Origin of the sequence: Winogradskyella litoriviva, from assembly GCF_013249065.1 — a bacterium.
GTDB lineage: Bacteria > Bacteroidota > Bacteroidia > Flavobacteriales > Flavobacteriaceae > Winogradskyella > Winogradskyella litoriviva.
The window spans coordinates 536,013-561,185 of record NZ_JABRWQ010000004.1 but is presented as its reverse complement, the minus strand read 5'-3'; the positions used below and the strand labels follow the sequence as shown (position 1 = coordinate 561,185).

The following is a 25,173-nucleotide window of genomic DNA, read 5'->3' as shown; positions in this document are numbered from 1 at the left end:
CAACAAATATTTACATTTCTTTTTCTGAGAGTTGTTTCATGTATAATTCTTTGTAATAACCATCAGTATTGATAAGGCTTTCATGGTTTCCAGATTCAATAATTTTTCCATCTTCTAAAACAATAATTTGATCAGCGTTTTTAGCCGAAGAAATTCTGTGACTCACAATAATCGTTGTTTTATCTTTGGTAAGTTTTATTAAATTCTTTAAAATCTTTTCTTCAGTTTCTGTATCTACAGCAGATAAACAATCGTCAAATAATAAAATATCTGGTTTTTTAATAATAGCTCTAGCAATAGAAACACGTTGTTTTTGTCCGCCAGATAGGGTAATACCGCGTTCTCCTAAAATGGTGTCATAGCCCTTACTAAATCCAATAATGTTTTTATGAACTCTGGCGTTTTTTGCAGCGTCTATAACTTCATTTTCGGTAGCGTCTTCTTTTCCAAACATTATATTGTTTCTTATAGAATCCGAAAACAAAAAGGCATCTTGCGGCACATATCCAATACTTTCTCTAAGGCTAGAAAGATTGAGGTCTGTAATGTTGGTGTTATCTATTAATATAGAACCTTTATCAATATCATACAAACGACCAATAAGGTCTAAGATTGTTGATTTTCCTGATCCTGTTTTTCCTAAAATAGCTAATGTTTGCCCAGATTTTAAACTAAAACTAACGTCCTTTAAGGCTTCAATATTTGTATCTGGATAAACAAATGAGACATGTTTAAATTCAATATCACCTTTAATTGGTGTTAATTCATCTACTGTATTTTTAATTTCTGGTTCAGTATTTAGAAATTCATTAATTCGCTCTTGCGAAGCTTCTGCTTGTTGTACTAAAGATGTTACCCAACCCACTGTGGCAACAGGCCAAGTTAGCATGTTTACATAAATAATAAATTCAGCAATGGTTCCTATATGTTCAATTTTGCCATTCATATATTGCATACCTCCAACATATATTACAATAAGATTACTAATACCAATGAGTAAGATCATCATCGGAAAAAATAAGGCTTGTACCTTAGTAAGGTTTATTTGTTTCTCACGGTTTTCTGCAGAAAGAGTTTCGAACTCTGCATTGGTTCTAGGTTCAATACCATAAGATTTTATAACTGATATTCCGCTAAATGTTTCTTGAGAAAAAGTTGAAAGGGTAGATAATGACTGTTGTACAATAGTACTTCTGTGATTTATTAACCGACTTAATTTATAAATGGCAACCGATAGAATAGGTAAGGGTAATAAGGTATATAGAGTTAATGATGGCGAACGATCTGCCATATAAATTACAGCCACAGCAAATAAAGTAATTGTATTTATAGTATACATTATTGCAGGACCTACATACATTCTCACTTTACCAACATCTTCACTAATACGATTCATTAAATCACCTGTTCGGTTAGATTTATAAAAACTTAGTGAGAGTACTTGATAATGCTTATAAATTTCATTTTTTAAATCATATTCTATATAACGAGACACATTTATAATGGTTTGCCGCATTAAAAAAGTAAATAAACCTGCAATTACAGCCGCTCCTACCAAGTAGATTACATTGGTTAAAAGTTCGCTTTTAAAAATTGCTTTTGAAATATTTCCATCCAAATAATCAGAGACAACGTTAATTGAAGCACCAACTAAGCGAGGCGTAAAAAGTGCAAATATCTTAGAGATTATAGTGATGATTACACCAATAATTAGGCGATATCTATATTTTAAAAAGTACTTATTTAGGTGTTTTAGTGCTTTCATATTGTATTTCGTAGGACAAAAGTATTACGATAATCGTATTTAATAGTTAATATTTTGCTAATCCTCTATTTATAATTTACTTTTGCATGTTGTTTTTAGAAAGTCTATAAACACCCTAATATCTAATGATAAAAATGACTTCAGAAATTATAACTTCAAAGGACTTAAAGAAAATGGATCCCGTTTTTGGTCAACACTCTTTTGACGATCATGAGCAAATTGTTTTTTGCAATGACAAAGATACTGGTTTAAAAGCGATAATTGGTATTCATAATACAGTTTTAGGACCAGCTTTAGGTGGTACAAGAATGTGGAACTATGCAAATGAATGGGAAGCACTAAATGATGTTTTACGTTTATCGCGTGGAATGACCTTTAAATCAGCCATTACAGGTTTAAATCTCGGAGGCGGTAAAGCTGTTATAATTGGTGATGCTAAAACGCAGAAAACACCAGAATTAATGAGGCGTTTTGGAGAATTTGTTCACTCTTTAAGTGGTCGTTATATTACAGCCGAAGATGTTGGGATGACTACAGAAGATATGGATACAGTAAGAGAGGTAACACCTTTTGTAACCGGAATTTCTCAGAGTAAAGGTGGTGCAGGAAATCCTTCGCCAATTACTGCTTATGGTGTTTTTATGGGAATGAAGGCTGCTGCAAAGTTTCAATATGGATCAGATGTTTTAGAAGATAAAAATATATTTGTTGAAGGCATAGGAAATGTAGGAGAAGGACTTGTTGAGCATTTAATGAATGAAGGTGCTCATGTTACTATTACCGACATTAACCAAGAACGCTTAGAGGAAGTACGCGATAAATATGGCGTTTCTATTTATAAAGGAAATGATATTTATAATGAAGAAATGGATATCTATGCACCTTGTGCATTAGGTGCAACAATTAATGATGATACTGTTTATAAATTAAAGGCAAAAATAATAGCAGGTGCTGCAAACAATCAATTGGCAGAAGAGGCCAAACACGGACTTATTTTAAAAAATCGTGGCATTGTTTATGCTCCAGATTTTTTAATTAATGCAGGCGGAATTATTAATGTTTATGCAGAGTTAGAGAATTATGGAAGACAAGAAATAATGCGTAAAACGGAGAATATTTACAATACAACACTCGAAATTTTGGATAACGCTAAAATAAATGACCTTACAACGCACACAGCAGCGTTAAACATTGCTAAAGAGCGTATTGAAATAAGAAAACAAGAAAAATTAAAATAGTCGCATTTTAATTCTCAAATAAAAATTAATTAATAGTATTTTTGCAAGGTGAAACTTTAATAAGTTTCACCTTTTTTTAATAACCAAAATTAAAGTTAGTTCTTACACATGCTAAACAGAAGACACATTAGAATAAAAGTTATGCAATCTATGTATGCTTTTAAAGGTACCGAAAGTGATGATTTAATAAAAGAGCAGAAGTTCTTACTTCACAGTTTAGATAGCATGTATGATTTATATCTATCCGTTGTAGCTTTACTTATAGAGCTCCATAAAAAGAGCAAAGATCATAACGAGAAAATTAAAAATAAAATCGTTAAATCTGAAGCAGATAAAAACTTAAGTCATAAACTACAAGACAATCAATTATTACATCTTATTAGTAGTAATACTATTCTACAAGAAGCAATCTCTAGTAGTAAGCTAAATTTTTGGCACTTAGATTTTGAATATGTAGATATCATTTTTAAAGACATATTAAAAAGTGATTTGTATAAATTTTATACAGATGAAAAAGAAACAAGCTTTAAAAAAGATAAGCATTTTATAATTGATGTTTTTACAGAGATTATAGCACCTAATGAAAAACTTTATGAATTTTTTGAAGACAAAAAATTAACTTGGATTGATGATTTACCCGTTGTTAATACAGCTATTCTTAGAATATTAAGAAAGTTAAAGTTAACATCACCAGAAACAGCTTTATTACCAGAATTATATAAAGATGAAGATGATTTAGAATTTGCAAAAGAATTGTTACAAAAAACATTTCTTAATAATTCTAAGTTTGCCGAAGAAATTTCAAAAAAAACAACTAATTGGGATAGCGAGCGTTTAGCAAGTATAGATGGTGTGCTTTTAAGAATGGCATTATGCGAATTTCAGAAATTTTCATCTATTCCGTATAAAGTTACAATTAATGAATATCTAGAAATTGCTAAAGAATATTCCACTCCAAAGAGTAGTTTATTTATTAATGGAATTTTAGATAAAATAGTAAAAGAATACCAGGCCGAAAATTTATACCTAAAAACAGGTAGAGGTTTAATGTAAACGAAAAGTACATTATACAGTGTTTCAGAATTATATCTAGTTATATTTTTTATTAAGCATTGGGTATGTAGCCTAGTAAAAATTGAATATTTCTTGGTTAAAAACACTTAATAAGTAAGTTTTAACGTACAAAACTATGTTAACGGATTCTTAATTATTTTTATTGATTAAAATTATCCTTAACTTCGCATGCTGAAATTAAATCTTAAATCAAAAAATAAAAAATAATGAAAAAAGTAATTCTAGGTCTTAGTGCATTATGTATGGTGGCATTTACTTCTTGCAAAGAAGATGCAGCCAGTAAAATTAAAACTGAAAATATTGCTGTTGCTGCAGAAAGAGATGCAAATGCAGGTGATTTTCCAGTGATATCTTTAGATAAAACAGAGCACGATTTTGGTACTATTGAAAATGGTACTCCAGTAGAAACAATTTTCAAATATACTAATACAGGTAATTCAATGTTAGTAGTAAGTAACATTAAGTCTACTTGCGGTTGTACAGTACCTTCTAATTGGACAAAAGAAGTTGCACCAGGTGAAACAGGTGAATTTTCAGTAAAATTTAATGGAAAAGGAAATGGAAAAGTTACTAAATCTATTACCATGACAACCAACACTGAAAAAGGAAAAGAAATGTTAAAGATTTCTGCGTTTGTAGAACAAGATCCTAATGCGGCTAAAAAAGCTACTGCACCTACTCAAAAAGCAGGAAAAGCAACTATAAACCCATTGTCTGTAGATAATGGAGCTGCTGCACCGAGAAAATCTTCTACACAACCAGGTCACGAAGGACATAACCACGATTAATTAATTATTACTTATAATAACTGAATGGACTCAATTGGATCATTTTTACCAATAATTGGTATTTTTGCAGTGATGTATTTCTTTATGATTGCACCACAAATGAAACGCTCTAAACAAGAAAAGAAGTTTGCAGCAGAATTAAAACGTGGTGACCGTGTCATTACTAAAAGTGGAATGCATGGCAAAGTTGTTGAGCTAAACGATAAAGATCACAGTTGTGTGATTGAAACGTTAGCAGGGAAAATTAAATTTGACCGTTCAGCAATTTCAATGGAAATGAGTAATAAATTAAATGCACCAGCTACTAAAAAGTAAGTTGAAGCATATTAACTTATATAAAAAGACTGTTCTTAATTGCACAGTCTTTTTTCGTTTTACAAAGTAAGAATTAATAGAAATAATCTAAAAATCTAAGAGTTATACTTATCATTTAAACCTTTCTTAGATGCTATCATCGGAATAATTTTATCTAGTCGTCTTTTTTTGGTGGCTTCGCGTTTGGCCTCTGAGATGTATTCACAATATTCACGTTGATGTGAAGGTGATAGTTTATTAAATGTACTTTTAAGCGCTGTATTGGTATTTAAAGCAGCTTTTAATTCCTCTGGAATAACAATTGGTTTAGTATTACGCTTTGGTTTTATTTCGCGTCCCAAGTGCTGATTCTCTATAGCTTCTTTTACATAAGCTAAAATGGCAGCCTGATTGATGTCAGCTTTAGTATTAAATTGCATTTGTCGCATCGCCTTAGTTTTTTCTTCTTGAGCATTATGTAATAATTGATGCTCATCTTTTAAAAACACACCTTGATGAAACCAAATACAGAAATGATTTTTAAAAGCACCAATACCTAAAACGTTCTTTCCATTTAAACAATACGTTGGCATACTCCATTTAATGGTTTCTTCTAACTCCGTAGAAGTGACAATAGCACGTAAAATGCTAATCTCTTCGGAGAAGTGAGGATTAACTTCTATATATTCTTCTACTGAGGTTATTTTTTTCATATTGAAGAGGTTTTGTTAAAAATTGATCAGAGTTCATTTTTATGAATTCATCATAATATTAATTGTTACTACAAACTTAAGTAGCACGCAATATCTTTTCCATTTTACGTCCTTTGGCCAATTCATCTACTAATTTGTCTAAATATCTGGCTTCTCGCGTTAATTGTGTTTCAATATCTTCTATTCTATAACCACAAATTACACCTTTAATGAGATGAGCATTAGGATTCAAAGTTGCATTTTCAAAAAAGATTTTAAAAGTAACTTTAGTATCTATAAGTTCTTGAAGTTTAATTTCATCATAACCAGTTAACCATTCAATTACTTGATGTAATTCTGCTACAGTTCTTCCTTTCTTTTCAACTTTTGAAACATAATGAGGATAAACAGAGGCAAAGGTTAATTTAGCTACACGCTCATCGTGTTCTGGTGTTGTAGTACTCATAGGTTTTGGTTTAAAACTAAAATAATTAAGATTCTTAAAATTAAGTACAAAAAAAATAAGCAGCAAACTAAAATTATTTTTAATTCGCTGCTTATTAACACTATATACGTAAGGTATACTTATTTTTTTATAGCTGTAAGTTCTGCAATTTTTACAATAACCTCTACAGCTTTCTGCATACTCTCTACTGGCACATACTCATATCGACCATGAAAATTATGGCCACCTGCAAAAATATTAGGACAAGGTAAACCCATGTAAGAAAGTTGAGAACCATCTGTTCCGCCTCTAATAGCTTTTATTAATGGTGTAACACCAACAGCTTTCATAGCTTCTTCTGCAATATCTACAATATGCATTACAGGTTCTACCTTTTCTTTCATATTAAAGTATTGGTCTTTTATTTCTATTGAAAAAACTTCACTTTCGTAGGTGGAATTTAAATCATCTACAATTTTTTGCATTAAAGTCTTACGTGCTTCAAATTTCGTTTTGTCGTGATCTCTTATTATATATTGAAGTGTTGTTTCTTCAACTTCACCTTCCATATTATGTAAATGGAAAAAACCTTCATAACCTTCTGTATGTTCTGGTGTTTCTAATCTTGGTAACGCATTAATAAACTCAGAAGCATAATACATAGAGTTTATCATTTTTCCTTTAGCATAACCAGGATGTACAATTTTACCTTTTACAGTAATTTTTGCACCTGCAGCGTTAAAGTTTTCGTATTCTAGCTCACCAACTTGGCTTCCATCCATGGTATAAGCCCATTCTGCACCAAATTTCTTTACATCAAATTTATGAGCGCCTCTACCTATTTCTTCATCTGGTGTAAAACCAACTTTAATGGTACCATGTTTAATTTCGGGATGATTAATAAGGTATTCCATGGCAGTTACGATTTCCGTAATTCCGGCTTTGTCATCTGCACCTAAAAGGGTAGTGCCATCCGTTGTAATTAAAGTTTGACCTTTGTAAAGTAACAAATCTTCAAAATAATCTGGAGATAAGATGATGTTTTGTTCGGCATTAAGAATAATGTCTTTACCATTATAATTCTCAATAATTTGAGGCTTAATGTTGGCACCTGTAAAATCAGGAGACGTATCAAAATGAGAAATAAAACCTATAGTTGGTACATCATGGTCTACATTACTAGGTAAGGTTGCCATAATATATGCATTATCGTCTATTGTAACATCACTAAGACCAATATCCTTAAGTTCTTCAACTAATTTATTAGCCAAATCCCACTGTTTCATGGTACTTGGTGTAGTTTCAGAATTTGGGTCAGATTCTGTATCTATCGTAATATAACTTATAAAACGATTAATAATATGCTGCATAAATTTATTTTTTATTAAATTTTAAATGTAATAACAGGTAATTTACTGTGGTTAACAACATCCTCAGAAATACTGCCACCAAAGAAATGACTTAACCCTTTTCTGCCGTGTGTAATCATAGAAACAGCATCGGCTTTTTCTCTTTTGGCAAAACTTAATATGCCATCTTCTACGTTATGATCAGAAATTCGGTCTATGTTTAAATCAGAGGCATTAAGTTTAGATAAGCTTAAGAAATTTTCGATTTTTTCATCAATTTCATCTGTACTTAAAAATCCTAAAGTTGGTGCGTTTATATTTACCAAAGTTGTTTTCTTACCTAATTTAGATAGCAATTCTAAAGCATTTTTAACGGAAGGAATACTTTTTTCAGAAAAATCACATGCTAATGCAATATGGTCAAAATCAACAGATTTTAATTTAGATTTTACAACTAAAACAGGTGTTTCACTATAGCGTACCACTTTTTCCGTATTAGAACCAGTAAAGATGCCATCATGGTCACTATGTCCTCTAGAACCCATTACAATTAAATCGGCTCTTTCTTCATTTGCAACTTTTGCAACTTCTTTTAATACCTTATGGTATTTTACTAAAGGAGTTACATTAATATCCTCAAGGTAAGGCTTATCTAAAAATGCTTCAAACTTTTTATTAGCGACCAATAACATAAATGCATTTTCTTCACCTCTTTGAGTACTGCTAGAAGATATAATTGATTCTGACATTTCTAACATATGCATAACAATCAATTCTGATTGGTGCTTTTTTGCTAAAGCTGCAGCCGTTTCTAAAGCGTACTCTGAATATTTTGAGAAATCTACAGGAACAATAATTTTTTTCATGATATTTTTTTTTTAATTAGGTTTCCAAAGTTAAACAAAATACAAAGTAATAATAATGATAAATGACAGTTTATGATAAAATTATTACTTCCTTAATACAGAAGAGATGCTTATTTTTGTATTTACAAACCCTTTCTATGTATAAAGCGCTAATTAGACCCATATTATTTTGTTTCGATCCAGAGAAAGTGCACCATTTTACGTTCTCTTTAATTAAAAATTTATCTAGAATCCCAGGTGTACGTTCTATTTTTAAATTTTTATATGTGGTTAAAGATAAACGGTTAGAGCGGCAATTATTTGGACTCACATTTAAAAATCCCGTAGGTTTGGCTGCTGGTTTCGATAAGAATGCAGTTTTATATAACGATTTAGCAAACTTTGGTTTTGGTTTTATTGAAATAGGAACCGTAACACCAAAAGCACAAGAAGGAAACCCTAAACAACGTTTGTTTAGATTAAAAGTAGACAAAGGTATTATTAACCGAATGGGTTTTAATAATAATGGTCTTGAAGCAGCAATTTCGCAGCTTAAAAAGAATAAAGGGCATTTAATTATTGGTGGAAATATTGGTAAAAACACCCAAACTTTGCCTGAAGATTATACCAAGGATTACTTAGAATGCTTTAATGCATTACATCCTTATGTAGATTATTTTGTATTAAATGTTAGTTGCCCTAATGTTGGGAGTCATGCCAAATTAAATGATAAGGATTACTTATTAGAGTTAATTTCTAGTGTACAGAAGGCAAATTCAAACTTTACAAAACAAAAACCAATTCTTCTTAAAATTGCACCAGATTTAAATGATGTACAGTTAGATGAAATTATAGAACTTATTGCAGAAACTAACCTCGATGGCGTAATTGCAAGCAACACCTCTATTGACAGAACGGGTTTAAAAACTGATAACGCAAGACTAGCAGAAATTGGAAATGGTGGACTTAGTGGACAACCAATTAAGGAAAAATCGACAAAAGTCATAAAGTATTTAGCCGAAAAGAGCAACAAAGCTTTTCCTATTATTGGTGTAGGAGGCATTCATTCTGCAGATGATGCTTTAGAGAAAATTGAGGCTGGTGCAGATTTAGTACAAGTCTATACTGGTTTTATTTACGAAGGACCATCTTTAATAAAACGTATTAATAAGGCTTTGTTAAGGTAAACATCAAGCTTTTCCGTAATTAAAAGCTCATATAAATTAATTTGAATTACGATATCCTCTTATCATTTGCATTAGCAACATCAGTTTTGGCAATTTCGCCAGGACCAGATAATATCTATGTATTAGTACAGAGCATTAGCAACGGAAAATCTTATGGATTAGCAACCGTATGTGGTTTAATTTCTGGATGTATTATTCATACCACGCTTTTAGCTTTTGGTGTATCTGCAATTATAGCAGCAAATGAAAATATATTTTTTTTAATTAAACTTTTAGGTGCGTTTTATCTTTTATATCTCGCTTATAAAGTGTTTAGATCTGATGCTAGCATAAGTTTGAATTCTGAAAATGTGCCTAAAAAAAGTTTGAAACAACTATTTGTTCAAGGTTTTTTTATGAATGTTCTCAACCCTAAAGTCACTATTTTTTTTCTCGCATTTTTCCCTGGATTTTTGTTTAGTGAGACTATAAGTACCATAATTCAGTTTTATATTTTAGGTGGTATTTTTATGCTAGTATCTTTTATTGTTTTTTCTACCATAGCATTGTTAGCAGGTAAGATTAAAACCTATACCTTAAATCATAAAAACTCAGGATTAGTTTTAAAATGGCTTCAGGTTGTTGTTTTTGTTGGGATTGCTGTTTTTATACTAATTTAGCATATGCTGAAACTCAATTTTATTCCAAAGTTTTCTATCTTAATTATTTTCTCTTTTATTCTATTTACCGTAATAGGAACACTAACGCATGAGTTTGGTCATATCGCAGTTGCCAAATATTTTGGTTACGAAACCCGCTTAAATTATGGAAGTTCAAGTATTGTTCAAAAAGGTTATGTTGAAGATGAAGATGTAAAAGAAATTGAGAAAATTTATAAAAAATATTTAGATTTTAAATACGAAGAATTACCAAATGAATTAAAATTAAAAGTTGAAGAATTACAAAATAGTATTAATAAAAAATTTCCTCAAAATAGATATCACAACCTTTGGATTACAGCTGGTGGACCAGCGCAAACACTGCTTACAAGTTTTATAGGATTGACTATTTTATACATTAGACGAAATCAATGGCGAAATGGATTTAAGATTTTAGATTGGTTTGCTGTTTTTATGACTTTGTTTGCGTTGCGAGAAGTATTTAACTTTATAACCAGTATTTATGCTTTAATAATATCTTCAAAGTCAAATTTTCATGGCGATGAATTCAGAATTTCTAGATATTTGGGTTTTAATGAGTGGATAGTTCCTTCTATTGCTTTAATATTTGGGTTAATAATTACTTTTATTGCAATTTTTAAAATCATTCCAATTAAATACCGATTTACATTTATCATTTCTGGATTAGTTGGTAGCATTTCTGGATATGCCATTTGGTTTGGTTTTTTAGGTGAAGCATTATTCAATTCTTAAATATTAGTTTTTAAATCGAAAGACTAAAGCGTATATTTGAACCAATGAATAAAGCTGTTAAAATCATAGAATGTCCAAGAGATGCCATGCAAGGCATTAAGGATTTTATACCTACAGAAAAAAAGGTACAATACATACAGTCCTTGCTTCGTGTAGGTTTTGATACTATTGATTTTGGAAGTTTTGTATCTCCAAAAGCCATTCCGCAAATGGTAGATACGGCTGAGGTTTTAGCACAATTAGATTTAAGTAATACAGAAAGTAAACTTCTCGCTATTATTGCTAATACAAGAGGCGCAAATGATGCTTCTAAACATTCAGAAATAGATTATTTAGGTTTTCCTTTCTCTATTTCAGAAAACTTTCAAATGCGTAATACACATAAAACCATTGCAGAATCTGTGGTTACACTTTCTGAAATTTTAGAGATTGCAGATAAAAGTAATAAAGAGGTAGTGGTTTATATCTCTATGGGATTTGGGAATCCATATGGTGACCCTTGGAATGTAGATATAGTAGGAGAGTGGACCGAACGTTTATCTAAAATGGGAGTAAAAATTCTCTCGTTAAGCGATACTATTGGCAGTTCTGATGCTGAGAATATTGATTATTTGTTTTCAAATTTAATTCCTGCGTATTCTAATATCGAATTTGGAGCGCATTTACATACAACACCAACCTCTTGGTTCGAAAAAATCGATGCCGCCTACAAAGCAGGTTGTAGACGTTTTGATGGTGCCATACAAGGCTATGGTGGTTGTCCTATGGCAAAAGATGTCCTTACAGGTAATATGCCAACAGAAAAACTTCTATCTTATTTTACACAGAAAAAAGCACACAATCTTAATGCTATGTGTTTTGAAAGCTCTCATAATGAAGCTACTAAAATTTTTAGTGTTTACCATTAATTTTAGGTATTTAAGCTCTCAATTATTTTTGTTTTAATTCTAGGAAATTTATCTACGTAACTTTTTTTTAATTTTTTAAAATGTTTTTCAAGACGCTAACTGTCATAAATACAGAGAGTTAAAAATCTATTTAAATTTAATCTAAATAAAGTTTGTGTAATTACAATACTATATTATTTTTGCATTCTCAATTCAAAATTATTTATATCAAGTCTAAATAAGTTTAATAATCAGAATAAAAAATGAAAAAAATTACATTTATCATCACCTTAATAATTACTTCTATTACTTACGCTCAAACAGCCCAAGATTCTATAAATAACCCTCAAAACCAATTAAATGCGGCACAGCGTATTTTATCTGGTAATTATGGAAAAGCCGTAACTGTTGGAGCATATGGTGAGATGACGTATAATCAACCAGAAGGCCAGAATGGCGAATTAGATATTCAGCGTATGGTGCTACTTTTTGGTTATAAATTTAATGATAAAACGCAGTTTGTTACTGAAATAGAATTAGAACATACTGTAGAAGTTTTTGTTGAACAAGCTTTTGTTAATTATAATGTTGCCAATAATATTAGCTTACGTGGTGGATTAATGTTAGTACCTATGGGAATTGTTAACGAATATCACGAACCTACAACCTTTAATGGAGTTGAGCGACCTGCTGTAGATAATGCCATTGTACCAACAACATGGAGAGAAATGGGAGTTGGTGTTACTGGTCGTTTTCCAGAGGCATCAATTGGTTATCAAGCCTATATATTTAATGGGTTTAAATCTACAGAGAATGAAGATGGTGAAGTAACAGGATTCTTAAAAGGAAGTAATGGATTACGAAGCGGTAGACAAAAAGCAATTCAATCTACAATAGATAGCCCAACATTTTCTACAAAAATAGAATATTATGGTTTACCAGGTTTACGTCTAGGATTGTCTGGTTATTTTGGCAAAACACAGGCCACAGACGATGTTGAAGATATTGATGGAGCCAATATTGGTATATCAATGGTAGGTTTAGATGCACGTTATGCTAAAAAACGTTTCACAGCGAGAGGACAATTTATTTACGCGTCTTTAAGTGATACTGAAGATTATAATACATTAACAAATAGAGATTTAGGAAGTGCACTTATGGGTTATTATGCAGAAGTTGCTTATAACTTATTGCCTCTAAACAAAGCACAACGTCTATTTGCTTTTACCCGTTACGAGAACTATGATACTCATGCTAGCACAGAAGGAGGATTAGAAGTAAACGATGCTTATAACAGAACAGATATTACAACAGGCCTTAGCTATCATATTGCTCCAGGTGTTGTGATTAAAGGTGATTATCAGTTTAGAAGTAATAATGACGATAACAGTGAGGTTAATAATAGATTAAACTTTGGAATAGGTGTTTGGTTCTAATAATTTATAACATGTTAAAATGCTCATGGTCAATTTTAAAATTGGAAATGGGCTTTTGTCATTTCCATATAATTTTAGAAAAAATATAATACTTTTGCTATATGAAAATTAAACAGTTCTCCTTATTGCTTATTGCCTTTGTTTTATTTGGATTTGGACTTTCCGCAAAGCTTCAAAAGAAAGTTGATAAAGTCATAAAATCAACTTATCAAGTTGAAGAATTTTCATTTGATGCAAAAATAATTCCTGTAGAAATTGGCAAAGACTTACCGTCTAAATTTGACGAAGATAATTTTTTCGAAATAAAATCTTCTAATAAATTTTTAGGTTATGCTTATGTTTCTAAAGCTCCAAGTAAAACTGCAGAATACGACTATTTAGTATTATTAGACCCTAACTTAATAATACTGCAAACTAAGGTGTTAATTTATAGAGAGGAGTATGGCGGTGAAATTAGTAGTAAGCGTTGGTTACGTCAATTCACGGGTAAAACAAAAGGTGATGAGTTTAGATATGGCGATAATATAGACGCTATAGCAGGTGCCACCATATCCGTACGTTCTATGACTAATGCTATGAACGATTTAATGAAGTCATTAAAAATACTGAACGAAAAAGGAATTTTATAATGACATTAAACGGCACAATAGAAACCTTTCCTAAAGAATTAAAATTGCTTATTGCTGCATTTGTAATTGTATTAAGTGTTGGTTTTTATACAGGTCTTTTGTTTGTTAGTGAAACCTCTTCTAATAGTCCAGATGGAATTGAAGAACAATATCTAGGAAACGAAGATGACTTAGATGCCAAAGTGATGAAGTTTAAAAAGAATGAGCAACAAATGCTTACATTGGTGCATGGTCATATTTTATCAATGTCCATTATTTTCTTTCTAATAGGTTTAATTTTACTTACCACTAGACTTAATACTAAAGTTAAAACCTTTCTGTTAGTTGAACCATTTATATCTGTCATATTAACTTTTGGTGGTATCTATTTTCTTTGGACAGGTATTACATGGATGAAATATATTGTTATGATTTCTGGAACATTGATGACCTTTACATTTATGGCATCAACATTCGTTATAATGCAACAATTATTTAAAAAGAAAATCCTTCAATAACTATTCTTATATTAAATGTAGATTTACATTAAAATGAGAATGACATTAATTACTCAATTTTCCTTAAATAACTAAAGGGTTGTACTTGCTTCAGTTTTATTTTCAGTATAAGGAAAATTAGATGTATCTTTGTTCGCAATTATATCTTAATTGCCATGATAGCACATCAAAATAAAATAGTTGGAGAAGGTCTTACTTATGATGACGTACTCTTAGTTCCAGCATTTTCTGAAGTTCTTCCACGAGAAGTAAATATCCAAACAAAATTTACACGTAACATTACTATTAACATTCCTGTAATTTCTGCAGCGATGGATACAGTTACTGAAAGTAAAATGGCGATTGCCATGGCACAAGAAGGCGGTATTGGTGTGTTGCACAAAAATATGACCATTGAGCAGCAAGCTAATAAAGTACGTCGTGTAAAACGTGCTGAAAGTGGTATGATCATTGATCCTGTAACTCTACCATTAAGTGCCACAGTGTTAGATGCCAATAATTTAATGAGAGAACACAGTATTGGTGGCATTCCTATTGTAGACGACAAAGGTATTTTAAAAGGTATTGTAACCAATAGAGATTTACGCTTTGAACACGAAAATAATAAGCCAATTATTGAGGTTATGACTAAGGAAAACTTAGTAACTGCTGCTGTTGGAACGTCATTAAAAGATGCAGAAACAATACTTCAACAACATAAAATTGAAAAATTACTTATTGTTGATGATGATTATAAACTGTCTGGTTTAATTACTTTTAGAGATATTACTAAGGTAACTCAAAAACCAAATGCAAATAAAGATTCTTACGGAAGATTGCGTGTTGCAGCTGCAATAGGTGTAACAGGTGATGCTGTTGACCGAGCTACTGCTTTAGTAAAAGCTGGTGTAGATGCAGTAATTATTGATACTGCACATGGCCATACTAAAGGTGTGGTAGCAGTTTTGAAAGAGATTAAAGAGAAATATCCAAAATTAGATGTTATTGTTGGAAATATAGCCACAGGTGAAGCTGCAAAATATTTGGTAGAAGCTGGAGCAGATGCTGTAAAAGTTGGAATAGGACCAGGATCTATTTGTACCACTAGAGTGGTCGCTGGTGTTGGTTTTCCTCAGTTTTCTGCAGTGTTGGAAGTGGCTGCTGCAATAAAGGGAACAGGAGTTCCGGTTATCGCAGATGGTGGAATACGTTATACTGGAGATATTCCTAAAGCCATCGCAGCAGGTGCAGACACAGTAATGTTAGGGTCACTTTTAGCTGGTACCAAAGAAAGTCCTGGAGAAACTATTATATATGAAGGACGAAAATTTAAGTCTTACAGAGGAATGGGTTCTGTTGAAGCCATGAAAAAAGGTAGTAAAGACCGTTATTTTCAAGATGTTGAAGATGATATTAAAAAATTAGTACCAGAAGGTATTGTAGGTCGTGTGCCATATAAAGGTGAATTAGTAGAAAGTATCCATCAATTTGTTGGTGGACTAAGAGCCGGAATGGGTTATTGTGGTGCAAAAGATGTTGCTACTTTAAAAGAAAATGGACGCTTTGTGAAAATTACCAGTTCTGGTATTAACGAAAGCCATCCTCACGATGTTACTATTACAAAGGAAGCTCCAAATTATTCACGTTAATAAAAGAGAAATCTTAGTTATAAAAAAAAGGAAGCAGTACGTTAGGTGCTGCTTTTTTTATTAGTGAAATGTGTGTTATTTAAAGTTTATTATGTTGATTAATGATAGAAATAACTACCATAATGAATTTGAAGTTTGTGTTTTTTTGAAGTATTTTTACCTAAACTAAACTACGCTTTGAAAGACTCATTTAAGCATCAAGGGATGCGCCAACAACTCGTTGATACACTTATTAAAAAAAACATTAAGGACCAAGGTGTCCTAAAGGCAATAGGTAAAATCCCTAGACATCTATTTATGGATTCGGGCTTTATAGATCATGCATACCAAGATAAAGCGTTTCCTATTGCAGCAGACCAAACTATTTCTCAACCGTATACTGTTGCTTTTCAGTCTGAGTTATTGCAAGTACAACCAGGTGATAAAGTATTAGAGATTGGTACTGGTAGCGGATACCAAACAGCTGTACTTTTAGAATTAGGAGCAAAAGTTTATAGTATAGAACGTCAGCAAGAGTTATTTAAAAAGACTTCAAAATTTTTACCCAAAATAGGATATAGAGCAAAACAACTCATTTTTGGTGATGGTTATAAAGGTTTGCCAGATGAAGCACCTTTTAATAGTATTATTGTAACGGCTGGTGCGCCTTATGTACCTAATCCATTATTGAGTCAATTAGCAATTGGTGGTCGTTTAGTAATACCTGTTGGTGATGATGTACAAGTAATGACTATGTTTATTAGAAAAGGACCAAAGGAATTTGAAAAGCACGAATTTGGCGATTTTAGGTTTGTGCCCATGTTAGAGGATAAGAATTAAAAAAAATCAGGCATGTACATAGCATTTATTACTTTTACGACAAAAGTAAGATGTAGCTATTTGGGTTTTCGATAGAAATATCCTAATGTTTCTTAAAATCCTCTAGAATTTTGTAAGCGATAGTTGTTCAGATTTCAGATAATAACTCATTCATTTTACTGTTGAATATACCTAAGATATGTTCCTCTCTCCTGTGAATATTTGTAATTATACAACCACTTGAAATGGTTAGAAAAATAATTGGCTTATCGTATTTGAAATCATTTTTTACACCATATCTTGAACCTAAACCTCTGGAAAAATTAAATAAATAGTATTTTTCCTTTCTAAAAAAGTAACTCGCTATAAATTCAATCCTTTTTTCTAGTTCCTTAATGTTTTTTTCTGTTATTAAGTCGTGACCAGCTGAATATACTCTGTTAATTGAGGCAATTGTATTTAATTCTGAATTAAGTTTAATTCTTAAATCTGTGTTTGTAATAAAATGATTTATTGAATCTATTTTTTGAGATAAAACTTCATTTATTAGTTCAAGATCCTTGTTCTCTTTGTTAAATATTTCTTCTAAACTAACATCGTCTTGTGAATATGAGTAACCAAAAGCTAAAAATAACAATATGTATACTTTAACTTTCATAACTTTATTCTTTAGGTAAATAGTCCTCTGGAATTGGGTTTTCTTCAGATTCTTGTGTCCAATAAATATTAATAATCCACCAGCGTTTACCATCGTTAAATAATTGAACACTATTAATACCTCTCATAAAAGGTGTTTCGTCATCTTTACTTTTAAAAGCTTCATAAGTTGTAAAAACGTGTGCAATACTTCCAAAGGTTTGCGTTTTTCTATTGATTTCTACTTCATGAAAACCGTTTTCTACGAGCCAATTTCCTGATGTATTTATATAATCTTCTGCAGACATATAACGTACTACGTTTTCACCTTTTTTATTCTTTCCTGTTGCAATAAGTTTTGCATCTTTTTTAAATAGATGCTTAAACAAATCCCAATCTCGTTTTACGCCTTTATCTCCAGAAATAACAGAATATAAGGATGTAATTGTACTATCTATGGTTGCGACGTTGGTTGAGTAGTCTTTTTTTGCTTCTTGTGCAGTTGAAACTACAGAAAATAGAAATAGAATGAATGTGATTTTTTTCATAATATAAATTTAAAAGAATTTTAAACCAAAAACAATAGCATCACTTTTAAAACCGCTTTGGTAAGAGCGTAAATAATCGACTCTTAAAAAACGCCATTTTCCAAAACCAATATTATCTAAACCAATAGAATATTCTTGGTAAGGTTTAATTTCTGGTGTTGACAATAAATGTGCACCAACAACTAAATTAAAATTCAATTTGTTTAATAAAGGCACTTTACCTAAAATAAAACCGTTAAAATCGTGTTCTGCATGTGCTTCAAAATAAGAATCATTTGTACTTGCAGAATAGTAATCTAAATTGTTAAACACATTGGTATAATTGCCATCAAAGCTAACGTGTGTTTGGTTTCCGTTAAAATGTTGATAATCCGTAAATGCAATATCGTCTGCATTAAAAAATTTACCTGCTTTTAAGTTATAACTAAATCTGCCTTTGTCTTTTACATTAAAAGATTGCGTAAGTCTGGCTTTAATTTGGTCAAAATTATAATCGTCAATGGTTGCACCAAATCCTTTTTCGTATCCTAAATATAATGTTGGATAATTATCGTTTCCTACATTATATTTTGCATCAGGATAACTCATATATTCTTGTCCAAAATTAATACGAGCATTAACAACACCTTTTAACATATGGTGTGTTTGGAAAGGTGCAATTCCGTATGCTAATTCGTTTAAAGGGTTATTACTTGTATAAGCATCATTCTCATCATTGATATAAGTTTGATCTGTGGTGTTAAAAAGTGCTTTACGTCTTTCGTAAGTTAAACCTGTGAATAGTCTAAAACCGTTAAAGAGTTCTTCAGAGTAATTTGCTGTGACATAACTCTTATCATAGATTTTCATGTAATTATCTTCAAAAAACAAAGAGCTTACACCGTTTACTAATGGAGAAATTGGATTAGCTGAGTTAAATTGCACTGTTGTTACACCTCCATATAACGTTAAATAGGAGTTAGTTACACTATTAAATTTGTATGTAGCTCCACCTGATGCTCGTAATCTATCATCTGAAATTCCGTATTGTACATCAGCGTTTATTGTAAGATAACGTTTGTAATCATCATCGTAACTTTTGGTGTAAAAAACATTGCCACCTATTGTATAACCTTGTACTGTGTTAAATTGTGTTGAAGTAGGAGGTATGCTATATCCTAAGCGGTAATTTTTATGTGAATTTTGATATGTGTAACCTAAAATATTTCCTAATTTAAATTTGTTTTTAACACCATCAATAGAATCTAGGTATGGTTTAGATTCTCGTATAACCTGTATACTATCTTTAGTAACATAATCATTTCGTTCTTCTAAAGTTAAGGGAACAGGTCTAATTTTATTCCAGAATAGTGAATCTTTTTTATTGGCTTCATTTTCAAAAGAAACAATTTCTTTATTAAAATCTTTTCTTGATAAACCAGTATTAAACTCATAATTACTATAAACAGCAGTAAAACGACCATCACCTTTTATACCGAATATTCCATATTTAAAATCTATACTTTGTGAAATTTTTGCCCAAATATCATTACTTTCAGAATAAGAGAAACTTTGTTGCAGTGAAATAATATCTACAGCCGGATTTTTAGCTTGTATCCCTGTAATATCCAATTCTAGCGCATAGATATCCCATTGGTCTTCTACAATATAAATAAAGCCTGAAAATACTGGGTCGTTTTTTCGTTTTGGTGTAACTTTTATTTTATTAATGAGGTTTCCTCTATCGTCGTAAAAAACACCATCTAGTTTGTATTTGTAGTAACCAAAGGCATTGTTTGCAATTGGTGAAATAATTTCGTTACCAAAATTAATGGTATTGTTATAAAAATTAAAGTCAACCTCTAAAGCTGTATTAAAACTAAAACCATTACTGTTTCCACTGATTTTTGACGCTGTTATTCTTTCTTTAAGTTTATCTGGACTTAAAAACTGAATTTTAGAAATGGTTTCTGAAAGGTAAATAATACCACTTCTTGTAGAATCTAATCCACCACCTAAATCGCCAATGTCTTGACCCATTATTTTTTCTGGTGCATCCTTAATTTTAATTAATCCTCTAGAGTAAAAATCGGCTTTAAAAGCTTCAATTTTATCGAGATTAGCTTGGCGCTGCGCTATGGCTTGTCTCATTATTGCGTTAGCAGGATCATTCTCTGCATCTACAACAACTTCACCTAGAGATACAGATTCTTCTTCTAAAGTAATGTCTAATTTATATGGAAATTTAGAAATTGAAACTGATTTTTTAACGGTTTTATAACCTAAATAGCTAAAAATAATGGTGTAATCATTGAGTTGAGAAATGTTTAGCTCGTAATAACCATCGTCATTACTTGTTGTCCCTTTGTATGTGTTTTCTATTAAGATGTTCACAAACGGTAAAGGATTATTGTTTTGGTCTGTGATGTTTCCGGTGATTTGTGCCGAAACGATTGAACTGAAAGCAATTAGAAAAATGCAAAGTAGTTGTTTAGCCATATGATATATTGATTGATGATAAAAAGTTTGACACGAAAGGCACAAATTCTATGCCTAAAAAAGATAAATTAATAGCTTTTGTTTATATAGACGTCAAATAATTTAAAATGGTTGCCTGTGTCTATATGTTTTCAAACATAGACTAAAAAATAAGTGGTAAACGTTATAAGAATCTTAAAGTTATCGGAAATCTTTCTTAATACGGTCTAAATTTCGCTTGTTATCACGGTCTTTAATCGTTTCGCGTTTATCGTAGAGCTTTTTACCTTTACCTAAACCAATAATCATTTTGGCATAACCTCTATCATCTACAAAAAGCTTTAAAGGAATTATGGCATTTCCTTTTACATCAATTTCTTTTTTAAGCTTTTTAAGCTCTTTTTTGTTGAGTAGAAGTTTGCGTTCTGCTTTTGGTCTGTGGTTGTAATAGTTACCATAAGCATATTCCTCAACCGTCATGTTAATAACAAAGAGTTCACCACGCTCATTAAATTCGCAGAAACTTTCTGCAATAGAAGCTTTACTGGATCTAATGGATTTTATCTCAGTTCCGGTTAGCACAATTCCAGCGGTATATTTATCTAATATCTCGTACTGAAATTTCGCTTTCTTATTAAGTATGTTAACCTTATTTTGCATGGATGGCAAAGATAGTTTATTAGTTATGAGTTAAAAAATTTCAAAGTTGAAATGTTTAAAAGTATACAAGTTATTAAGAATTCGTTAATACTAACATTAGTTGTAATGTTATTTCTAGTTTAGCGACTTTAATGGTTAAATAAGATTTTAAAATGAAAAATTACCTATTAATTGTATTTGCTGTCTTACTATTGGGATGTAAGAATGAAAATTCTAATATAAATACATCTAATATTGAAGCTGATGTAAACGGGTTGTCTGCAGATGAAATTATTAATAAATCCATAGAAGTTTCTGGTGGCGAAAAGTTTAAAATGTCGAGTTTAAAGTTTGAATTTAGAGATGTATATTATCAAGCTCTTCGAAAAAATCACGAATTTCTTTTAGTTAGAATTTTAGTAAAAGACAACGATTCTATTTTTGATATGTTGAGTAATGTAGGTTTTGAACGTTACGACAATAAAGATTTCGTTAAGCTTGAAGATTCTATTGCTAAAACCTATGAAGCATCAGTAAATTCTGTACATTATTTTTCTGTTTTACCATATGGTTTAAATGACGAAGCGGTGAACAAAACACTACTAAAACCTGAAGAAATAAAAGGTAAAGACTATTATAAAATTAAAGTAACGTTTAGCCAAGAAGGTGGTGGAGAAGACTACGAAGATGTTTTTGTGTATTGGATTGATAAAGTGTCTTTTAAGTTAGAATATTTAGCGTATTCATATAATGAAGAATCTGGTGTAGGAATGCGATTTAGAGAAGCCTATAACGAACGTTATATTAATGGATTACGTTTTGTAGACTATAATAATTATAAAACAAAAGACAAATCCATTATACTCGAAAACTTAGGAAAAGCTTTTGAAAATAATCAATTAGAATTATTGTCTAAAATTGAATTAAAGAATTTAGAAGTTCAGTTAATTAATAACTGATAACTCTGAAGTTTTATTACCATCTTTTGTAAAAGTAACTTTATACAAGTTGGCATTGTTATGGTCTTCAATATCGTCGTATTTATCTTCTCCTAACAATTCATTTACAAATTTGGGCGTTGTGTTACTATGCCCAACAATAAGGACCGTTTTTCCCTTAGTTTTTTCTATAAATTCTTCAATATTATTGTCTAATGGCTTATAAATATGAATAATTAAATCATTGGCCTTAGCTGTTGGTGTTGCTGTTTCTTTCGTTCTGTTATAATCTGTTGAGTAAACGGCATCAAAGGTTATGTCTTTAAAGTGTTTTTTCCAGTTATTTGCACGTTGACGGCCAATAGTTGTTAAATGTGGATCTTTATTCTTTTTGTCGCCTCTGTCTTTTTCTGCGTGCCGTATTAAATAGTAAGTTGCAATTATATTTTCGTCTTTTTCAGACGTTTTTTCTTTACAAGATGGAAATGCAACTAAGGTTATAAGAAGTATGAGTATAATTTTTTTCATAGTTATAAAAAGACAGTAATTATAATTAGTTGGTTTACAAAGCTACTAATTTAGTGTTTTATTTTTTAGATTGTGATACGCTTATTTATAATTAATTTATCATCTTTTATAAAAATAGTATATGGTTTTTTGGCTTTATAGATTTGCCACATGAGTAAATCAGTAAAAGGAAGAGACCAAAAACAAACGATCATTAAAATTTCAAATTCCGAAACACTATCTTGTGTGGTATAAATAAGTGTCCAGATAATAGCTATTAAAATATTATAGAAGTCAATAGTTTTTCTTTGGCTTCTATTTTTTTTGTCGAAATAAAAATCTTGTTTAAAGATTGAAAATTCCCATAAAAAAACCGTTAAATAAACCAAGCCAACGGTTAGAATTCCAAGAAATAGTGTGTAAAATGAATAAAACACATGGCCAATAATTAGAATTAAAATTAAGGCAATGAGAGCAATATTATATTTCATTCAAATTGGTAAACTATTATTTTAGTTTAAATATAAGAATAAAAAAAGAGGCATTTTAATGAAACTAGCTTATTCAGTTGAGATTTCATTTTTTTTATTATGCAATTCATTCACTAACTTAAGAAATACGTCTTTATTATTAAATTTAAAAGTCTTATCGTCTATATCACCTTCATGGTCCGTGTATTTTAAATAAATTGAATTAAAGGTATTTCGGTTTGAATTAGAACTCGAATTATAACTAAAACTAAATTTATACGAATCAATCGATTTAGAATCAATTGCTAATGTTAAAACTTTATTCTTAAAAAAATTTCTTTGGTATTCAAATTTGTGAACTCCATTTTCACATATATAATTGCTTATATATAAATCTGTTTTAAAAAAGGTTATCAACACCAAAAAAAACAACATACTTGCAGAAAATATAAAAGCAAATTGCCAATCGCCTTTATTAGCTAAATATAGAAAACCTATGAACGCAGCTAATAATGGAAAAGTAAATTTATCAAATAAAATCTGCTTGGTCATAAAAAAGTGTGATTAAGCCAGCTCCAAAGCCACTTCAATCATGCTTTTAAACGTCGTTTCGCGTTCCTTGCTTGTAGTGCGTTCTCCTGTAACTAATGAATCTGAGATTGTTAAAATGGCTAATGCATTTACTTTATGTTTGGCTGCAACGGTGTATAAACCTGCAGCTTCCATTTCTACACACAGCACACCAAATTTAGACCATAATTTAAAGGCTTCTTTATCGTCTTCGTAAAAGGTGTCCGAAGAAAAAACATTACCTGCTTTAATTGGGATATTTTTATCACGTGCAGCTTCTACTGCTTTTAAAAATAATTCAAAATTTGCTGTTGGTGCATAATTAGCACCACCAAATCGTAACTCGTTAACACCAGAATTAGAAGATGCTGCCATAGCCAAAACCACGTCTCTTATTTTAACATGTTTTTGATAAGATCCTGCGCTACCAACTCTAATTAAGTTTTTTACTCCATATTCTGTAATGAGCTCGTTGGCATAAATAGAAATGCTGGGCACACCCATACCAGTTCCCATAGTAGAAATACGTTTACCGTTGTAAGTACCAGTATATCCTAACATGCCTCTAACTTTATTGAAACATTTTGGGTTTTCAAAAAATGTTTCAGCAATCCATTTTGCTCTTAGAGGATCTCCTGGTAGAAGAATAGTTTCTGCGATATCGCCTTTTTTGGCTTCAATATGTACACTCATATTGCAAAGTTAAACAAAGTGATTCAATTAATATGCAGAAATCGAAATTTCATCATTCATCATTTCAACACCTGCAGAAGCACCAATTCTAGATACTCCAACTTCAATATATTTAAGAGCTGTGGCTGTATCTCTTATACCTCCAGAAGCTTTAATTTTTAAATGATCTCTAACTGTTTTCTTCATTATTTTTACAGCAGTTAGCGTAGCTCCACTTTTAGAGAAGCCAGTAGAGGTTTTTACAAAATCTGCTTTTGCATCTATGCATATTTCACAAGCTTTTACGATTTCGTTTTTAGAAAGTTCACTTATTTCTAAAATTACTTTGAGTGTTGTAAAACCAATTGCTTTTTTTACCTTACTAATATCCTTAAGAACGGCTAAATAGTTTTTACTTTTAAGTCGTCCAATATTAATTACCATATCTATTTCGGTAGCTCCTTGATCTATGGCGTTTTTAGCTTCAAAAATTTTAGCTTCTGTTGACATTGCTCCTAAAGGAAAGCCAACTACAGTGCAAACTTTTACTTCCGATCTTTCTAAGGCTTGTTTAGCAAGATGTACGTAACTGCTATTTACACAAACAGAGTAAAATCTGTATTTTAATGCTTCATTACAAAGTTTAATAATATCTGCTTCGGTCGCTGAAGCACTTAATAAGGTGTGGTCAATGTATCTGTTTAATTCCATGTTTTTGGTTAGGGTTTTTGCAAATAAACTATATCAACTTTTTACAAGTTAATGATTCTCT

At 30.9% G+C, this 25,173-nt stretch carries 28 protein-coding genes; 14 read left to right on the top strand and 14 right to left on the bottom strand.

The genetic code is table 11. The annotated features are described in order from the left end of the window. Nucleotides 1-10: 10 nt before the first annotated feature. Nucleotides 11-1,765: an ABC transporter ATP-binding protein gene (locus HNV10_RS11460; RefSeq protein WP_173301499.1), complete on the bottom strand. Its 1,755-nt coding sequence runs from the start codon at nucleotides 1,763-1,765 to the stop codon at nucleotides 11-13. A 134-nt stretch (nucleotides 1,766-1,899) separates the two neighbouring features. On the opposite strand from HNV10_RS11460, the gene HNV10_RS11455 reads away from it, so the two are divergent. From HNV10_RS11455 to yajC, 4 genes are all read left to right on the top strand, one after another. Beyond that, nucleotides 1,900-3,003, top strand: a complete 1,104-nt coding sequence (locus tag HNV10_RS11455) for a Glu/Leu/Phe/Val family dehydrogenase (protein ID WP_173301497.1) — start codon at nucleotides 1,900-1,902, stop codon at nucleotides 3,001-3,003. 108 nt (nucleotides 3,004-3,111) lie between these two features. Next, nucleotides 3,112-4,056 (top strand): transcription antitermination factor NusB, encoded by a 945-nt coding sequence (nusB, locus tag HNV10_RS11450; protein WP_241695499.1) that lies wholly within the window; start codon nucleotides 3,112-3,114, stop codon nucleotides 4,054-4,056. A gap of 227 nt (nucleotides 4,057-4,283) precedes the next feature. Further along, nucleotides 4,284-4,865, top strand: coding sequence for a DUF1573 domain-containing protein (locus HNV10_RS11445; RefSeq protein ID WP_173301495.1), 582 nt, complete (start codon nucleotides 4,284-4,286; stop codon nucleotides 4,863-4,865). Nucleotides 4,866-4,889: 24 nt separating this feature from the next. Continuing rightward, nucleotides 4,890-5,180, top strand: coding sequence for a preprotein translocase subunit YajC (gene yajC, locus HNV10_RS11440; protein WP_173301493.1), 291 nt, complete (start codon nucleotides 4,890-4,892; stop codon nucleotides 5,178-5,180). 95 nt (nucleotides 5,181-5,275) lie between these two features. Here yajC and HNV10_RS11435 read toward each other — a convergent pair whose 3' ends face one another. The 4 genes from HNV10_RS11435 to HNV10_RS11420 all read right to left on the bottom strand — a co-directional run bounded on the left by HNV10_RS11435 (nucleotide 5,276) and on the right by HNV10_RS11420 (nucleotide 8,511). Beyond that, complete coding sequence (locus HNV10_RS11435) at nucleotides 5,276-5,872, bottom strand: YdeI/OmpD-associated family protein (protein WP_173301491.1); 597 nt, start codon at nucleotides 5,870-5,872, stop codon at nucleotides 5,276-5,278. Between the two features lie 76 nt (nucleotides 5,873-5,948). Beyond that, nucleotides 5,949-6,317 carry a DUF2200 domain-containing protein gene (locus HNV10_RS11430; RefSeq protein WP_173301489.1) on the bottom strand — a complete coding sequence of 123 codons (369 nt, stop codon included), beginning with the start codon at nucleotides 6,315-6,317 and terminating at the stop codon, nucleotides 5,949-5,951. A 119-nt stretch (nucleotides 6,318-6,436) separates the two neighbouring features. Further along, nucleotides 6,437-7,666, bottom strand: a complete 1,230-nt coding sequence (gene pepT, locus HNV10_RS11425) for a peptidase T (protein WP_173301487.1) — start codon at nucleotides 7,664-7,666, stop codon at nucleotides 6,437-6,439. Between the two features lie 14 nt (nucleotides 7,667-7,680). After that, the gene (locus HNV10_RS11420) at nucleotides 7,681-8,511 is read right to left on the bottom strand and encodes a universal stress protein (RefSeq protein WP_173301485.1); all 831 of its coding nucleotides are present in this window, start codon (nucleotides 8,509-8,511) and stop codon (nucleotides 7,681-7,683) included. Nucleotides 8,512-8,648: 137 nt separating this feature from the next. Here HNV10_RS11420 and HNV10_RS11415 point away from each other — a divergent pair, with 137 nt between their 5' ends. The 9 genes from HNV10_RS11415 (at nucleotide 8,649) to HNV10_RS11375 (ending at nucleotide 16,985) form a co-directional block, all read left to right on the top strand. Then, on the top strand, nucleotides 8,649-9,677 hold the full coding sequence (locus tag HNV10_RS11415) for a quinone-dependent dihydroorotate dehydrogenase (protein ID WP_173301484.1): 1,029 nt from the start codon (nucleotides 8,649-8,651) through the stop codon (nucleotides 9,675-9,677). A 41-nt stretch (nucleotides 9,678-9,718) separates the two neighbouring features. Further along, nucleotides 9,719-10,336 carry a LysE family translocator gene (locus HNV10_RS11410; protein WP_173301483.1) on the top strand — a complete coding sequence of 206 codons (618 nt, stop codon included), beginning with the start codon at nucleotides 9,719-9,721 and terminating at the stop codon, nucleotides 10,334-10,336. Between the two features lie 3 nt (nucleotides 10,337-10,339). Further along, nucleotides 10,340-11,089, top strand: coding sequence for a hypothetical protein (locus tag HNV10_RS11405; protein ID WP_173301481.1), 750 nt, complete (start codon nucleotides 10,340-10,342; stop codon nucleotides 11,087-11,089). A gap of 44 nt (nucleotides 11,090-11,133) precedes the next feature. Continuing rightward, nucleotides 11,134-11,997 (top strand): hydroxymethylglutaryl-CoA lyase, encoded by an 864-nt coding sequence (locus HNV10_RS11400; RefSeq protein WP_173301478.1) that lies wholly within the window; start codon nucleotides 11,134-11,136, stop codon nucleotides 11,995-11,997. Nucleotides 11,998-12,239: 242 nt separating this feature from the next. Continuing rightward, complete coding sequence (locus tag HNV10_RS11395; RefSeq protein ID WP_173301477.1) at nucleotides 12,240-13,412, top strand: porin family protein; 1,173 nt, start codon at nucleotides 12,240-12,242, stop codon at nucleotides 13,410-13,412. A 101-nt stretch (nucleotides 13,413-13,513) separates the two neighbouring features. Then, nucleotides 13,514-14,041, top strand: coding sequence for an FMN-binding protein (locus tag HNV10_RS11390; RefSeq protein WP_173301476.1), 528 nt, complete (start codon nucleotides 13,514-13,516; stop codon nucleotides 14,039-14,041). Beyond that, nucleotides 14,041-14,538: a hypothetical protein gene (locus HNV10_RS11385; protein ID WP_173301475.1), complete on the top strand. Its 498-nt coding sequence runs from the start codon at nucleotides 14,041-14,043 to the stop codon at nucleotides 14,536-14,538. Before HNV10_RS11390 ends, HNV10_RS11385 begins: the two co-directional genes overlap by 1 nt. A gap of 155 nt (nucleotides 14,539-14,693) precedes the next feature. Next, on the top strand, nucleotides 14,694-16,166 hold the full coding sequence (guaB, locus tag HNV10_RS11380; RefSeq protein ID WP_173301474.1) for an IMP dehydrogenase: 1,473 nt from the start codon (nucleotides 14,694-14,696) through the stop codon (nucleotides 16,164-16,166). A gap of 177 nt (nucleotides 16,167-16,343) precedes the next feature. After that, complete coding sequence (locus HNV10_RS11375) at nucleotides 16,344-16,985, top strand: protein-L-isoaspartate(D-aspartate) O-methyltransferase (protein WP_173301473.1); 642 nt, start codon at nucleotides 16,344-16,346, stop codon at nucleotides 16,983-16,985. Nucleotides 16,986-17,112: 127 nt separating this feature from the next. Here HNV10_RS11375 and HNV10_RS11370 read toward each other — a convergent pair whose 3' ends face one another. From HNV10_RS11370 to smpB, 4 genes are all read right to left on the bottom strand, one after another. Beyond that, nucleotides 17,113-17,622: a hypothetical protein gene (locus HNV10_RS11370; RefSeq protein ID WP_173301472.1), complete on the bottom strand. Its 510-nt coding sequence runs from the start codon at nucleotides 17,620-17,622 to the stop codon at nucleotides 17,113-17,115. Nucleotides 17,623-17,626: 4 nt separating this feature from the next. Continuing rightward, on the bottom strand, nucleotides 17,627-18,148 hold the full coding sequence (locus tag HNV10_RS11365) for a hypothetical protein (RefSeq protein WP_173301471.1): 522 nt from the start codon (nucleotides 18,146-18,148) through the stop codon (nucleotides 17,627-17,629). 9 nt (nucleotides 18,149-18,157) lie between these two features. Then, nucleotides 18,158-20,626, bottom strand: coding sequence for a DUF5686 and carboxypeptidase regulatory-like domain-containing protein (locus HNV10_RS11360; RefSeq protein ID WP_173301470.1), 2,469 nt, complete (start codon nucleotides 20,624-20,626; stop codon nucleotides 18,158-18,160). A gap of 180 nt (nucleotides 20,627-20,806) precedes the next feature. Beyond that, the gene (gene smpB / locus HNV10_RS11355) at nucleotides 20,807-21,265 is read right to left on the bottom strand and encodes an SsrA-binding protein SmpB (RefSeq protein WP_173301469.1); all 459 of its coding nucleotides are present in this window, start codon (nucleotides 21,263-21,265) and stop codon (nucleotides 20,807-20,809) included. A gap of 152 nt (nucleotides 21,266-21,417) precedes the next feature. Between smpB and HNV10_RS11350 the strand changes: the two genes are divergently transcribed. Continuing rightward, the gene (locus HNV10_RS11350; protein WP_173301468.1) at nucleotides 21,418-22,203 is read left to right on the top strand and encodes a DUF6503 family protein; all 786 of its coding nucleotides are present in this window, start codon (nucleotides 21,418-21,420) and stop codon (nucleotides 22,201-22,203) included. Here the strand turns inward: HNV10_RS11350 and HNV10_RS11345 are convergent. The 5 genes from HNV10_RS11345 to deoC form a co-directional block, all read right to left on the bottom strand. Further along, complete coding sequence (locus HNV10_RS11345; RefSeq protein WP_173301467.1) at nucleotides 22,189-22,710, bottom strand: phosphoglycerate mutase family protein; 522 nt, start codon at nucleotides 22,708-22,710, stop codon at nucleotides 22,189-22,191. The two genes, HNV10_RS11350 and HNV10_RS11345, sit on opposite strands and share 15 nt — an antisense overlap. A gap of 65 nt (nucleotides 22,711-22,775) precedes the next feature. Beyond that, entirely contained in the window at nucleotides 22,776-23,180 is a 405-nt protein-coding gene (locus HNV10_RS11340) for a hypothetical protein (RefSeq protein ID WP_173301466.1), read from the bottom strand. Nucleotides 23,181-23,249: 69 nt separating this feature from the next. Continuing rightward, complete coding sequence (locus tag HNV10_RS11335; protein WP_173301465.1) at nucleotides 23,250-23,711, bottom strand: hypothetical protein; 462 nt, start codon at nucleotides 23,709-23,711, stop codon at nucleotides 23,250-23,252. 12 nt (nucleotides 23,712-23,723) lie between these two features. Next, nucleotides 23,724-24,422 carry a purine-nucleoside phosphorylase gene (gene deoD, locus HNV10_RS11330; protein ID WP_173301464.1) on the bottom strand — a complete coding sequence of 233 codons (699 nt, stop codon included), beginning with the start codon at nucleotides 24,420-24,422 and terminating at the stop codon, nucleotides 23,724-23,726. A gap of 27 nt (nucleotides 24,423-24,449) precedes the next feature. Further along, nucleotides 24,450-25,112 (bottom strand): deoxyribose-phosphate aldolase, encoded by a 663-nt coding sequence (deoC, locus tag HNV10_RS11325; RefSeq protein ID WP_173301463.1) that lies wholly within the window; start codon nucleotides 25,110-25,112, stop codon nucleotides 24,450-24,452. Nucleotides 25,113-25,173 lie beyond the last annotated feature (61 nt).

Excerpts from the sequence above, each read along its gene's own strand:
- HNV10_RS11460 (WP_173301499.1), bottom strand. The coding sequence starts at position 1,765 with ATGAAAGCACTAAAACACCTAAATAAGTACTTTTTAAAATATAGATAT.
- HNV10_RS11455 (WP_173301497.1), top strand. The coding sequence starts at position 1,900 with ATGACTTCAGAAATTATAACTTCAAAGGACTTAAAGAAAATGGATCCC.
- nusB (WP_241695499.1), top strand. The coding sequence starts at position 3,112 with ATGCTAAACAGAAGACACATTAGAATAAAAGTTATGCAATCTATGTAT.
- HNV10_RS11445 (WP_173301495.1), top strand. The coding sequence starts at position 4,284 with ATGAAAAAAGTAATTCTAGGTCTTAGTGCATTATGTATGGTGGCATTT.
- yajC (WP_173301493.1), top strand. The coding sequence starts at position 4,890 with ATGGACTCAATTGGATCATTTTTACCAATAATTGGTATTTTTGCAGTG.
- HNV10_RS11435 (WP_173301491.1), bottom strand. The coding sequence starts at position 5,872 with ATGAAAAAAATAACCTCAGTAGAAGAATATATAGAAGTTAATCCTCAC.
- HNV10_RS11430 (WP_173301489.1), bottom strand. The coding sequence starts at position 6,317 with ATGAGTACTACAACACCAGAACACGATGAGCGTGTAGCTAAATTAACC.
- pepT (WP_173301487.1), bottom strand. The coding sequence starts at position 7,666 with ATGCAGCATATTATTAATCGTTTTATAAGTTATATTACGATAGATACA.
- HNV10_RS11420 (WP_173301485.1), bottom strand. The coding sequence starts at position 8,511 with ATGAAAAAAATTATTGTTCCTGTAGATTTCTCAAAATATTCAGAGTAC.
- HNV10_RS11415 (WP_173301484.1), top strand. The coding sequence starts at position 8,649 with ATGTATAAAGCGCTAATTAGACCCATATTATTTTGTTTCGATCCAGAG.
- HNV10_RS11405 (WP_173301481.1), top strand. The coding sequence starts at position 10,340 with ATGCTGAAACTCAATTTTATTCCAAAGTTTTCTATCTTAATTATTTTC.
- HNV10_RS11400 (WP_173301478.1), top strand. The coding sequence starts at position 11,134 with ATGAATAAAGCTGTTAAAATCATAGAATGTCCAAGAGATGCCATGCAA.
- HNV10_RS11395 (WP_173301477.1), top strand. The coding sequence starts at position 12,240 with ATGAAAAAAATTACATTTATCATCACCTTAATAATTACTTCTATTACT.
- HNV10_RS11390 (WP_173301476.1), top strand. The coding sequence starts at position 13,514 with ATGAAAATTAAACAGTTCTCCTTATTGCTTATTGCCTTTGTTTTATTT.
- HNV10_RS11385 (WP_173301475.1), top strand. The coding sequence starts at position 14,041 with ATGACATTAAACGGCACAATAGAAACCTTTCCTAAAGAATTAAAATTG.
- guaB (WP_173301474.1), top strand. The coding sequence starts at position 14,694 with ATGATAGCACATCAAAATAAAATAGTTGGAGAAGGTCTTACTTATGAT.
- HNV10_RS11370 (WP_173301472.1), bottom strand. The coding sequence starts at position 17,622 with ATGAAAGTTAAAGTATACATATTGTTATTTTTAGCTTTTGGTTACTCA.
- HNV10_RS11365 (WP_173301471.1), bottom strand. The coding sequence starts at position 18,148 with ATGAAAAAAATCACATTCATTCTATTTCTATTTTCTGTAGTTTCAACT.
- HNV10_RS11360 (WP_173301470.1), bottom strand. The coding sequence starts at position 20,626 with ATGGCTAAACAACTACTTTGCATTTTTCTAATTGCTTTCAGTTCAATC.
- smpB (WP_173301469.1), bottom strand. The coding sequence starts at position 21,265 with ATGCAAAATAAGGTTAACATACTTAATAAGAAAGCGAAATTTCAGTAC.
- HNV10_RS11350 (WP_173301468.1), top strand. The coding sequence starts at position 21,418 with ATGAAAAATTACCTATTAATTGTATTTGCTGTCTTACTATTGGGATGT.
- HNV10_RS11345 (WP_173301467.1), bottom strand. The coding sequence starts at position 22,710 with ATGAAAAAAATTATACTCATACTTCTTATAACCTTAGTTGCATTTCCA.
- HNV10_RS11340 (WP_173301466.1), bottom strand. The coding sequence starts at position 23,180 with ATGAAATATAATATTGCTCTCATTGCCTTAATTTTAATTCTAATTATT.
- HNV10_RS11335 (WP_173301465.1), bottom strand. The coding sequence starts at position 23,711 with ATGACCAAGCAGATTTTATTTGATAAATTTACTTTTCCATTATTAGCT.
- deoD (WP_173301464.1), bottom strand. The coding sequence starts at position 24,422 with ATGAGTGTACATATTGAAGCCAAAAAAGGCGATATCGCAGAAACTATT.
- deoC (WP_173301463.1), bottom strand. The coding sequence starts at position 25,112 with ATGGAATTAAACAGATACATTGACCACACCTTATTAAGTGCTTCAGCG.